This window comes from Pseudaestuariivita rosea, from assembly GCF_017592335.1.
Taxonomy (GTDB): Bacteria; Pseudomonadota; Alphaproteobacteria; order Rhodobacterales; family Rhodobacteraceae; genus Parasulfitobacter; species Parasulfitobacter rosea.
Window position 1 is genome coordinate 118995 of the sequence record NZ_JACNMP010000009.1, and the last position, 12148, is coordinate 131142.

8 protein-coding genes and 2 pseudogenes are annotated in these 12148 nt (G+C 50.4%); 5 read left to right on the top strand and 5 right to left on the bottom strand.

Translation table 11 applies throughout. From position 1 onward, the window contains the following. The first annotated feature begins 229 nt into the window (after window positions 1–229). The 4 genes from H7848_RS08575 to H7848_RS08590 all read left to right on the top strand — a co-directional run bounded on the left by H7848_RS08575 (window position 230) and on the right by H7848_RS08590 (window position 8214). The gene (locus H7848_RS08575) at window positions 230–1819 is read left to right on the top strand and encodes a phosphate ABC transporter substrate-binding/OmpA family protein (RefSeq protein ID WP_208350153.1); all 1590 of its coding nucleotides are present in this window, start codon (window positions 230–232) and stop codon (window positions 1817–1819) included. Window positions 1820–2243: 424 nt separating this feature from the next. Further along, on the top strand, window positions 2244–2921 hold the full coding sequence (locus H7848_RS08580) for a hypothetical protein (RefSeq protein WP_208350155.1): 678 nt from the start codon (window positions 2244–2246) through the stop codon (window positions 2919–2921). 57 nt (window positions 2922–2978) lie between these two features. Next, entirely contained in the window at window positions 2979–3977 is a 999-nt protein-coding gene (locus H7848_RS08585) for a glycosyltransferase family 2 protein (RefSeq protein WP_208350158.1), read from the top strand. A gap of 7 nt (window positions 3978–3984) precedes the next feature. Continuing rightward, on the top strand, window positions 3985–8214 hold the full coding sequence (locus tag H7848_RS08590) for an FkbM family methyltransferase (protein ID WP_336512077.1): 4230 nt from the start codon (window positions 3985–3987) through the stop codon (window positions 8212–8214). 46 nt (window positions 8215–8260) lie between these two features. On the opposite strand, the gene H7848_RS08595 is transcribed toward H7848_RS08590, so the two are convergent. Both H7848_RS08595 and H7848_RS08600 read right to left on the bottom strand, forming a co-directional pair. After that, on the bottom strand, window positions 8261–9253 hold the full coding sequence (locus tag H7848_RS08595; RefSeq protein ID WP_208350164.1) for a class I SAM-dependent methyltransferase: 993 nt from the start codon (window positions 9251–9253) through the stop codon (window positions 8261–8263). A 144-nt stretch (window positions 9254–9397) separates the two neighbouring features. Next, window positions 9398–10075, bottom strand: a complete 678-nt coding sequence (locus H7848_RS08600; protein ID WP_208350167.1) for a methyltransferase domain-containing protein — start codon at window positions 10073–10075, stop codon at window positions 9398–9400. 185 nt (window positions 10076–10260) lie between these two features. Here H7848_RS08600 and H7848_RS19805 point away from each other — a divergent pair. Continuing rightward, a pseudogene (locus H7848_RS19805) lies at window positions 10261–10602 on the top strand (IS3 family transposase); the annotation flags it as partial. Window positions 10603–10635: 33 nt separating this feature from the next. Here the strand turns inward: H7848_RS19805 and H7848_RS20180 are convergent. The 3 genes and pseudogenes from H7848_RS20180 to H7848_RS08615 all read right to left on the bottom strand — a co-directional run. Beyond that, window positions 10636–11136, bottom strand: a pseudogene (locus H7848_RS20180) (terminase large subunit domain-containing protein); the annotation flags it as partial. After that, window positions 11123–11560 (bottom strand): phage terminase small subunit P27 family, encoded by a 438-nt coding sequence (locus H7848_RS08610; RefSeq protein WP_208350169.1) that lies wholly within the window; start codon window positions 11558–11560, stop codon window positions 11123–11125. The gene H7848_RS08610 and the pseudogene H7848_RS20180, both read right to left, overlap by 14 nt. A 120-nt stretch (window positions 11561–11680) precedes the next feature. Next, window positions 11681–11866, bottom strand: a complete 186-nt coding sequence (locus H7848_RS08615; protein ID WP_208350187.1) for an HNH endonuclease signature motif containing protein — start codon at window positions 11864–11866, stop codon at window positions 11681–11683. Window positions 11867–12148 lie beyond the last annotated feature (282 nt).

Here is a 12148-nt window from a genome sequence, read left to right on the forward strand (position 1 = left end):
TCCTCCTCAAACTGCAAGGTAGACCAAGATCACCGGCCGCGAACAGGCTTTTTTGCGTCACTTAAGGGGTCAATTGCGGCCAAGCGCAGCGAGCACTTGTTTTATCATTCATCTTATGGTTGTATTAACGAGTCAGTAATCCTGACATACGTGTCAACTGATCTGTCTTGTTCAGTTAGTAAACCACAAGCACGACAAAGCTTTTTTGAGTGAAGTTAGGAGACAGAATATGGAATGGACGAAAGTAGCCGCAAAAGCGATTGGCACTGCGGCCGTAGTAAGTGGATTGATTTTGTCAGCAACAGCTCAGGCTGACACAGTACGTCTGGTAAGTGTGCAAGATGGCGTCGACCTATCGGGACGGTTGCTAAGCTATAACAATGGCTTTTACGTTGTTGAAACAAGCGCAGGGCAAGTGACGGTCAACAGTGCATTTGTGGATTGCATGGGCGCCTGTCCTGAAAAGCCTCAAACCGATACCTCTACCACATTCTCAGTCGCCGGATCTGACACCATCGGCCTTGAACTGATGCCACTGCTGATCAAAGGTCTGGCTGCGCAAGAGTATCAGGCCGTAAATGACAAGCGGACCAACAATGGTCATGTCATCAACTTGAACGTGATCGACGATCAGGGCAGCGGCGATACAGCTTTCAACGCCAACATCACGGCACGTGGATCAAGCACAGGATTTCGTGCGCTTTTAGACAAAAGCGCAGTTTTGGCCATGTCATCGCGCCCTATCAAAAATAGTGAAGCACAGCTTTTGCGTGACGCTGGCGCTGGTGACATGCGGGCGGCGTCACAAGAACATGCCATCGCAGCAGACGGTATTGTCGTCGCCATCCATCCAAATAACCCGGTTGACAGCCTGACCGAACAGCAGATCGGTGATCTTCTGACCGGTAAAATCGCCAATTGGAGCGATGTCGGCGGCCCCAACATCCCTGTCAAAGTCTACACCCGCGATCCACGATCCGGCACAGCAGCGACGATCCAAAGCACCTTCTTTGAAAACGGGCGTTACTTCTCGACCAATGCAACCCTGGTTGAGGGAAACGGCGAAATGGCACAGGCGATTTTCAATGATCCGGGTGCAATTGGCTATCTTGGTGTGGGGCACAAGGCCGATACGAAACCAGTTGCGATTAAAAGTGTCTGCGGCATTGCGACACCTGCGGACGCGTTCTTTATCAAAACAGAAGAATACCCTCTTCAGCGTCGTTTATTTCTCTACAATCGTCAAGAAACCCTGCCGGAACCCGTGAAAGAGCTGGTCGCCTTCAGTTCGTCAAACCGCGCAAGCAGCGCGATTGAAAAAGCGGGCTTTGTCAGTTGGACGGTGTCAAGCCGCCCTCAGATAGATGCGGCAGTAAACTTACAGGCAAACATTCTGGAAATGCAAAGCCCGGCACAACTGCAACTGGCAGCCGATCTTTACATGGATATGCGCGACTGGGATCGCCTAAGCGCCACGTTCCGGTTCAGAAGCGGCACCAGCATTTTGGATAATGTGTCCGAAAACAAGCTGTTGCGGCTGGCAGAATACATAATCGGCCTGCCAGAAGGTGCTCAGGTACGGCTGGTCGGGTTCAGCGACTCAGACGGCGCATTTGACGCCAACAAACGTCTGTCCGAAGCACGCGCCTTGGCCGTCGAGGAAAAACTGCGCCAGGTCATGGCCGGAACAAACGCCCTGGATAAAGTGCGCGTCAGCACAAAAGGGTTCGGCGAACTCAGCCCGGTCGCGTGTAACGAAGACTATAAAACCAAAGGCCTAAACCGAAGAGTTGAAGCCTGGGTCAAACTTCCCGGCTAAACGAAAATGAGGTCCGGGACGTATCCCGGACCTCATTTGCCGAATTATCGATAATAGCCGCTAGAATAAACAAGGGCACCATCATATCAGTCCTTAGTCCTTAGTCCTTAGTCCTTAGTCCTTAGTCCTTAGTCCTTAGTCCTTAGTCCTTAGTCCTTAGTCCTTAGTCCTTAGTCCTTAAAATTTTTAATCTCTATCGACACTATACAAACGTTTGGGGCTTTTCTAATCTCTGAATAGTGATTTTACGCCATTTGCTGAGCAACGATATCTTGTTTGGCAGTCGAGTTTTTAGGTTCACATGCAAACCAGTGTCTAAACTTTACAAGATTTTTTAGTTACGCTACGCACATATATAAATAGAATACATAACGCCGCTCTCAACAAATAGTTGTTGACTTACGGATTGCTTGAAAGGTGGGATATGCTGCAAACAAGCAAACAATTGTGTGATTTGACAGATTTACTTGGTGCTCAGTTCAAACAGGCGCGTGACGCTTATGCACTTAGTTTGCGGTTGTCACAAATGCCGCATCCGATGGCACATCTTATAGAACTGTTTAAGAAAGACAGTTATACAGAATCCAAAGAGATCTCTATCGCGCCCTATGTTCCGATCGTTCCAAGGGTCTGGATGGGCTTTGAGAAAAAAGACGATATATCTTTGACACTTCGCCCAATTGAACCGCGGCTATCGAAAGATGCGGATGAATGTGATCTTGATATTGCAATCACAAATGCAGATCAGTCCAGATGGCTTACAATTGAAGTCGAGTTAGACTTTCAATTTTTGCGTCCCGCAGAGTTTCTGACTGTTAGCATCTTTGGGTCTTTCATGCATGCTGCGACCGAAAATCAAGACGATCCACAGGCTGGCGTACAGATACTTTATCATGACATGGATGGAACGCGGCACGACCTTTTCCCGCAGCAGGTGCCGATGAAGTTGCCATCTGGTTTTGGGCAGGCACGTGCCGATTTGAAAACAGCTTTGCCAGTTGAGTCTCGTATCAATTTCGACCGGTCTGCAATTTTGGCGGTTTTCCTACCGACGAATATATCTTGTATCCAGATATCTGATTTCGCTGTCTTATTTGAGTGATGCGCGATGCGTTCTCCCTCGGTCACCTATAATCAAACGGTCATTGAAGCGGCCGCTGTGGATTTGGCGCATCCTTTTTCGCCAGCGCGCGCAAAAATGTCGATCCATGTACCCATCATCATTTCGGTTATGAAGAATGAGCTGTCGATTTTACCTGATTTTCTTAGGCATCACCGAGAGCTTGGCGCAGAAAGGTTTATCATAATCGACAATGGATCGACGGACGGCTCGATACCCTATTGTGCGGCCCAAGCTGATATAGAGCTTCATGTTCTGAGACGACCCTTCGTATGGCCACGGAAACAGGGGTGGATTTCGCGCATAATTGCACAGACCGGCTATGATCGGTGGTACATTTACCTGGATGCGGACGAACAAATTGTCTTCGATGGTGCCCCTGAACGCAGTCTGGGCGATCTGGCTGCTTGGGCCGATCAGCAGGGCTTGCGTCGGGTTAGGGGTATGTTGCTTGATATGTATGCGGCTGGCCCAGTTCTTAAATTTTCGTGGGACGGTAAAAGCCCGCTGGCCAGCGCTTTTCAGTTCTTTGATAGCGACAGCTACGTCGAAGACCACTATCAGATGCTGATTTCGCGCAAAGGCGGACCGCGTCCACGGAAACTTTCTGCGAGCAATCCAAAGTTCCGGCCGGAAATGACAAAATACCCTCTCTTCAAACCGCGCCAAGGGGATATAATGGACAACCCCCATTATATCTCACCCCCTAAGGAAAATTTTCTCTCTGGCTGCATGATTGCCTTACAGCATTACAAGTTTCTTCCTGGTTTTGTGGCCAAAGCTGAAGCCGCAATTAAGAACAAGACATATTTTTCCGGCAGTGCCGAGTATCAAACTTATCTAGCCGCTCTGGCGCCTGAACCTGAGTTGACACTGCAATACGATGGCACGACCCGATACAACGGACCAAATAATCTGATTGAAGCTGGTTTGATTGATCCAATCGATTGGTCGAATGTCAGACAAAGGCCACTTTGCATGCCGCGCCGAAAAGCACGACTGCGCCTGATTGAGAAGGACGTAAACCGTGTTGCATGAAGCGCGTGTGACATACGATGGGCAGAAATTCACATTTGTTCATTCTGATCAAGAAGATCATATTTTTAAAACTTTGCAGAACAGCCAGGAATTCTATGAACAAGCGCTTTTGGAGCGGTTGCGCATTTTGATCAATCCAGATGATCTGGTCTTGGATGTTGGCGCCAATATCGGCACGCATTCTGTTTTCTTTGCCGGTGTCTGCAAAGCGCAAGTCATCGCATTTGAGCCGAACCAAGCTGCATATGGACTGCTAGAACAGAATATCAAACTGAATCGTTTGAAAAAGCGTGTCACGATGCAGCAGTTTGCTTTGGGTCAGCACTATGCACAGGGGGCGATCGTCGACAATGACGCAAATAATCTTGGCATGGCAACGGTCGAAGCCGGTCAAGGTGATGTTCAGATTCGCCCACTTGACACAATTGATCTGCCCAAAGCGCCACGTTTGATCAAGGTCGACGTCGAAGGGATGGAACGCGAGGTGATTGATGGCGCAATCAAACTGATCAAGCGGGATGCGCCAATTTTTGTGATTGAGAGTGCAACATTCAATGGTCTGGCGGCAATCACGCGGCGACTTGAACCCTTGGGCTATGATATTCTTGAGGTACATAACTTTACACCCACCTATATCCTTGCGCCAAAGATTGAGCTTGAACGTTATATTCGCACGACATTAAGTCAGCTTTTGGCGGGGCAGGCATTTTCTCAACTGGCCGTCGACCAGCATATCAAAAACCTCAAACATAGCCTGGCGGGCCTGGCTTCATCCGCGGCGATCACCGCTTTGGATGATCGTCTTGTTGAGGGTGGAAAACAAGTTGCCGATTTGCATGGTACGGCTAAACAACTTCTGGACACGGACACAGCGCAACTACAGCAAATTTCAAATGTCATTGATGTGTTAAATGCGCTGAAGTTACAAAGTGCACAAAGCACCAGTGAACTAGGAACCAGACTTGATCGCGGACTTTCAGCTGTCGATCAATTGGCCGCACTTATCCAATCAAGCATTTCTGATCTGAGAGATGACTATCAGAGCGGCGCATCAGATGAACAAGTGCGTGACCTGAAAGACCGGCTTGAGGAGCGCGGCAAGCAGATCGAAGACATCTTAGTGGCGACTGGTGATCTGCTTAACCAAAGTAAGGATTATTCAGAATCTTCGGACCGATTGCTTGATCGCTTAACAACTGACATCGGTGGCCTTCAAGTACAGGTAGATGAGCTGGGAAAAACGATTGATCTTCAAAGCTCTGATAAAAAGATAATAGCCATTCAAACAGCTTTATCTGAGATCGAGACGCAAATAGATGCGCTTACACTGACGACTAAGGATATTCAGGCCACTGGTCAGGCACAAAATACGGACCTTTCAGATATTGCAAATGCCACTGCCGCGTTTTCCTCTGATCTGGCAGATCTGTACGTATTGAACGATGGTTTGCGGGAAGATGCGATTGTGTCTTCTCACACAAATCGACAACCGATGGAAATTCCCTATCTGGCAATGGCTTTGCACAAAGATTGGTGTGACTGGCGACATCATCAGAAAGTTCGTCTTGGGTCCAATGGTCATTTCGAAATCCAGCAGGCAAACAGTACACCAGGTGTTCAGTCACCCAGGCTGCCTGTCCCGGGTCCAGGTCTGCATTCGGTCCAGATCGCCTTTGAAAATGAACCCGGTTCCAATTGGATATTGCAGATTCAAGCCGCCGTAACGGGTGAGGTTTTGCACCCCGATGTTCCACTGGTGAAGATAAAAAACGATATAAAGATCTATCTGCCGCGCCGGATATCTGAGATTTTGTTGAAAGTAGTATCGCGACGACCTTTCATCGGTCAGACCGCACAGTTGAAAGAAGTCATACTTTCAAAGGTGGACGATGAAGGCGTATATCGGCATCACGCGAAGATGATCGCTGCGCCAGTCATTGCTTCGATGGCTTCCATCCCGTCCCGTCGCGATATGCTTTACGATAGTGTTCATTCGATGTTGCCGCAATGTGACGAAGTAAGAATCTTTTTGAACGGCTACGGTGATGTACCAGACTTTCTGAACCATCCGCGCGTCCGCATTCGCCGATCCGAAGACTACGATGACATGGGCGATGCCGGAAAGTTCGGCTGGTTCGATGAGCCCGATCCGCCGGGCTATCGTGTCATAATGGACGATGACCTAGTCTATCCGCCTGATTTGGTCAAAAAACTTGTGGGGAAAGTGCGTGAAACGGGCGACCGTGCCATGGTGGGTTTGCATGGTGTGATCATCAGACAGCCCATCACAGAATACTACAAGCCCGAGAACCGTCGCGTTTTTCATTTTCAAAACCGTACCGATGCTACGATCCCAGTACACGTATTGGCCACATGTGTTATGTGCGCACATTCTGACCAGTTGTCCCTGTCACGCGCTGAATTCATGTTCCGCAACATGGGTGATATCTGGATTGCGAAACATGCAAAAGAAAACAGAATACCGCTTCTTGCAATGGATCGTCCGTTCAAGTGGGTCCGTGAAAACCAGCAAAACAGAAAGTATGAAACGATCTATGCAAATTCTCTTAAAAAGACAGGATCGTCTTTTGATAGCTCGTCGATACAGGACGCCGTCTTAAGGGGTGTCGGCCCGCTGAGTTTTCTGTCGATTGACAAATCGCTTGCCGTTTTCGTGCTTGCGGTCGGCGATGCACAAGATCTTAAGGCGGGCTTGGACAGTTTTTACACCACTTGCGGCGATCATTACCGCTGGAAGCTGATTTTGCTGGCGATCCGACCCAACGAACACCTGTCTCGTGCATTAAATAGCGTCGAGCTTAAAACAGAAATTCATGTGATCGAGGCGCGCGACACAACTGATGCTCAGGCATCGCTGAACGCCTTGCTGGCAGATCTGCCGTTTGATGTTGGTCTTTATCTGGACGGACGCTGGCGCTGCACCGATGAAACTTGGGCAAAAGAGGGTCTAGTAACCTTTTTGGGTAGCAAATTGCCAGGCATGGCATTGGCGCATTCCCATGGCCAGGCAGACGATGACTTAACGCTTGAACACTTCGCAGAATGTGCGCCAAAACCGGATGAAAGCCATCAGCGCCTTTCGCTTGCGCTTTTCAGACCGGGCGCCAGTCTTTACCTTAGCCCTGCCAAGGTGGTCTGCAACAAAGCCATGGCAACCAAACAGATTGCTGACAACCGGCCTGACAAAGTAACGAACGCTGCAGCTGAGATGCTGCAAGTCGCCAGGACGGTTTTGGGCGGCCTGAAGTCGGCGCATGCCGACCTTAGCCTTCCGGCCGTCGCATCCCACACCCCACGTGTAAGTAAATCAGCTAAGGTCAGCAAAGGCCCACTTGCTAGTTTTTTTGACCGTACGGTTGTTATTAACCTTGAACGTCGCCCAGACCGTTGGGCACAAGCGTCTGCGCAGTTGATGGAACTGGGCATATCACCCAGTCGACATCGGGCTATTGACGGTCAATGGCCCGAGGTTGAACGCGCTTATTACGACTATGCGATCTCACCGCTCAGATCGGTTTCTGAACATATGCCGCGGTTGGACAACAGTCTAAAATTTTACACGAAAGCCACAAGCGAAGCACAGCGGGTCGCCGAAATCGAACAAACCTCTGGTCGTAAAGCGATCGTTACAGCTGGCGCCTGGGGCTATCTGTCCACAGTGATCGAGGTTCTGCAGCGCGCCATTATTGACGATGTCACACATCTTTTGATGTTGGACGATGATGTCATTTTTCACCACGACACCAACGCGATTTTTGAAAGCGTTCTGCAGGAGTTACCCGATACATGGAAAATTATTCAATTAGGCAGCCTGCAATACCACTGGAATGCCAACTGGATCGAATGGCGTGGTCAACATCTCTACTCACAAAAAGGCGCATCAGTCGGCTCGCATGCAGTTGGGCTGCACCGCGATATTTTTCCGTTTATGCTTGAACGGGCAAAACGCATGGAAATGCCCTATGATGTCGGCGCCCTGAGCGAGGCAACCCGTGTCTTTCCAAAGGATAACTTTGTCATCTATCCCAACCTTGCCATTCAGTCAGTCACAGAAAGCGACATCAAATCATCGGGCTTTCAGGATAAAGCGTCTGTCGAGCGTATCTTTCAGACCTACCGCTGGCAGCGCGATGACTATCGTACAGTGGGCCGATCTTCAGATGAGAGTTCTAGTGCTCAAAAGCCACGCAAACGTAAGTCTTTCTTTTCATGGTGACTTATCCGATTTCAGCGATACTCAAAATGCTAGATGGCAGTATCAATCATTCAAGCTTCAATCGCGCCTCACCGATTTTTTCAATAACCAGATCGAGGCATGGTTGAGCAAAATAGTGGTGTGGCACGGGGTCAATAAGACTTAGCTGCTCTCTCAGTGAGTGAATTGTGTTCTGATCGTAGCCCTGAAATCCAGAGCGGTCGGGCGCCGGCGCGTCAACAACTTTAAAGGCATCCGCACCCAGCGCAATATAGAACTCATGAAAACTGGCGCCACGTCCGTAACGATAAAGGCGTTCACGGCTACAACGATCTAGGTCTGCCAGTGTGTTAGCAATTATAGAATTTGGTACTCCATTACGCGGTGAAAAAGATGCCCAATAGAATGCCAAGTCTTCAGGAATTTGATCTGCAAATGGCATGTAAAGCGAGTGCCAATCAAATGGATAGAGACGGTTATGGGTTTCCACAATCACCAGATGACCACCAATTGGCAACTGCTTCCAGGCGCCTACCAGAAATTCAAGACGTTCGCGAGGCAGCAGATGCTCAAGGAGAGCATATGCAAATACAACATCGACTTTAGGGCAAATGGCCTCTGGATCACGTGCGTAGATATCGGTCCATCCGCTTGGCTTCAAAAAGCAAGTAACATTATCAATGCCCATCAAAGCGCAACGGGTATTCAAAATTCGTGTGTCCGTGTGAGGCAGGTCAAGCGCGAATACATGTTTGCTTGCCAATGCTAAAGGTGCAGTGGCCGCCCCAGTGCCACATCCTATTTCCAGCACATTTGCGTCAGAGAGTTTTGGTATCGCATGATGCAGCCACGGCATTATATCACGCTGGCATATCTCCATCCGACCGAAGATATGCCTTGCCCGCAAATAGTCTGCATCACTGCTATTGCGTTGACCTAGAGGAAACCATTCATCGACCATGGGATTAACAACTTCTGCCATTTGGTCGAAGTAGTATTGCGGAAGGCGCGAAGCCCAACGGCCCGGCTTCCAGAAATCCGGTGGTGAATAATGCTCCATTGATCAATTCTCAGATAGGCTGAGGCTTACCGTTGGCTTTCAAATTTGAGCAACACTGTCAAGTTAACATCTGCCAGTATTTATTACTAAAACTATGATACAGTCTAAACTTCAATAATACTGAGCTCACTTCAACGATAATGTTTATCTCAATCGTATTGGTGTTTGACTGCCTTTTTGCAAAGTCGTTGAAACCTCATCTAGCAATGTTTCACTTAAAGAAAACATGAACACAATGTCTGAAACGAATGTCACTGGGTCCATACCCACCACACCTAAAACATAAGCATCAGGAATAGCAGTGCCCAACACAAGCCCCATATCCGCGCCATAGTCGCGGTAGTGCTCATTTCGCTTCGGATCTGGATAACCCCAGTCCTGTGTACGGGCCCGGAATGCGGGACTAGGTGCATTGACATGAACCAGACCGGTATCACCAACAATGCGCAAACACTCTCGCATCGCGGCCCGGTCATCTGATACATGTTCAATCACATGGTTTGACACCACGATGTCAAAACACGCATCCGGCAAATCAATCGCGGTCATATCATAAGAGTTATGTCCGCCGTAAGCGCTGTAGTCGTAGCTCTTGAACCAGTGGCGATCCAGTGCGCCTTCAGGGGCAAATTGCAGACATCGCCAGTTTTTTAGAAGCGGTTTCAAGCTGATGTAAATGTTTCTGATAATTCGATGACGTTCCGCACTGCCGCAGGATCGGCACTGTGGTGCAGTTGTATTATTGACCATCCGTCCCTGAAACCCCGCTTCAAACTCAACGCCCCCGCAGATCGGACAGACACCAATATCATCTTGCTTCATTTCTAATGCGGCTCCTAATGGTCGTGTTAGCCTGATGATGCAAATAACTGTATAGAACGCGCGATTAGTTAAATGAAGTCAGAATAAAACCGACAACTCATTGTCTAGCGTCAGCGCTTGTGGGACAGATTTGAGGTTTTCGTAACGGAGGATTTCTGGTTCATCGTAACCTTCATGAAGTGAAGATGAACAAGAAAGCCGGAACATCGAAAGACGCGGCTGACAAGCTGTTCAAGAACATTCGCCGCAAGATCCGGCGTTTACATGCAATAGAAGAAAATATCCGCATTGTATTGGCGGGCTTGCGGGGCGAGCAAAGCATTGCTGCGCTTTGCCGTCGTGAGGCGATCAGCGAAAGCCTCTATTATTCCTGGTCCAAGGAGTTTCTGCAAGCCGGCAAACAACGCTTGGCCGGTGACACGGCGCGACAGGCGACCAGTCCCGAGGTGAAGGAACTGCGATTTGAAACTGCAGCCTTGAAAGAAGTGGTTGCCGATCTGACGCTGGAAAACCGCTTGCTCAAGAAAAGCATGCTCGGTGACGATGCTGTTCTGGTAGACTGCCATCAGTTGCGACAGTGCGCCCGACCGGCAGATCATCCGTTTCATTTCCCGGAAAAGCAGCGAGGCCTGATCCCGCGTCTTGGCCGCACAATAACCCTGCGGGGCCGCCTCCCCATCGAAAAGCTGCGTATAGAGCATGGGGATCGCCGTATCGGTCGTCTTGCCGTTTTTCTTGCCCACCTGATGATAGGTCAGACGGAACCGGCGGTGACCCGTTTCCATATGCTTCCAACCGAAGATCGAGCCGTGCCGGAAGACCTGCCAGGGCTGCAAGTCCAGCGGTTTCCCGGCCAGTGGCCCGGTCGTGTGGCGAATGAGACCGGCAAAGCGCAACACCCGATTGGCCGCAGCGCAATCAAAGATCAGACCCTGCTCGGCGCCATTGTCCAGATCCCGCAGGTGCCGTTCACAGGCCAGATGCACCAACCGGCCCGCAACCGTACGCCCCGAGACCACATCCAGCGCATAGCGCGAGACCGGATGATCAATCGGATCCATTCAACTGCTCCATCAGATCGCGGAAGAGATCGCCCTGGTCGGTATTCTGCAGCCGTGCCTCATCGACCGGCGACATGCCAAAGAGCGCACCCACCTGACGCATGTTCGCCAGAGCGTCTTGCCGCAGCCCCCAGGCGGCGCGTTTCTTTTCCTGATGCCCGTTTCGGGTCTGAACGGTGTAATACATCCCCTCCAGCGCCAGGCAGGCCGTCGCCCGCACATAATCGGCGGCCGCCTCGCAATAGGCCGCAAAGAGATCCTCATGGCATGGCGCCAGCCGCCCCTTCGCCACCAGCCCCTCGGCCAAGCGCACCCAGACCGCGCGGCCCTCACCGGTCATCCAATCGGGCGGCTGCGGCACTTCGGGCGTCTCATCGCCCTTCATCGGCACCACAACGGAAAGTTTCAGCTTTTGGCCTTTCATCGGATCTTTCAGTTTCCGCTGTCAGGATGGGCTTTTTTCTCAATTCGACCTGACCATACAGAACACTCCCACGTGCGGTCCCCGCCATGCGGCCAGAATTCCAGACCCACCCCCGGTCCCTCATTTTGAGTGCAGAACCTCGCGCGCTGTCTTGCGCGCATGACAGCGGTGACACAGAGGTTGCCAGTTCGACCGGTCCCAGAACAGCTTGCGATCGCCGCGGTGCGGAACGATGTGATCGAGCTCGACCGCTGGCTCGATAACCCCAAGCTCCAGACAATCGACGCAATGGCAATGCCGCTGCAGATAGAGCTTCGAGGCCCGATCCCACCGTTTGTCGTAAAGCGCGCGTCAGTCTCCTGCGGGCGTAATTCTAGATGATGACAAGCAATTACCCCGCTGACGTACCAACCGTCAAGGGACGAAATTGTTGGGAGCGGGGTGTGACTGCGGCCGATACTGTTGAAAAACTCTTCTTGATCGAGGGGGCATCCGCTGCTTCAATTCCAATATTGGTTGGGAGATTTAGGGATGCTGGGACCAAAGCAGGAAGCACAGGCGGCGCTGTTCTATGAGTTCTCTCTGGAA

Excerpts from the sequence above, each read along its gene's own strand:
- H7848_RS08610 (WP_208350169.1), bottom strand. The coding sequence starts at position 11,560 with ATGAAAGGCCAAAAGCTGAAACTTTCCGTTGTGGTGCCGATGAAGGGC.
- H7848_RS08600 (WP_208350167.1), bottom strand. The coding sequence starts at position 10,075 with ATGAAGCAAGATGATATTGGTGTCTGTCCGATCTGCGGGGGCGTTGAG.
- H7848_RS08595 (WP_208350164.1), bottom strand. The coding sequence starts at position 9,253 with ATGGAGCATTATTCACCACCGGATTTCTGGAAGCCGGGCCGTTGGGCT.
- H7848_RS08575 (WP_208350153.1), top strand. The coding sequence starts at position 230 with ATGGAATGGACGAAAGTAGCCGCAAAAGCGATTGGCACTGCGGCCGTA.
- H7848_RS08580 (WP_208350155.1), top strand. The coding sequence starts at position 2,244 with ATGCTGCAAACAAGCAAACAATTGTGTGATTTGACAGATTTACTTGGT.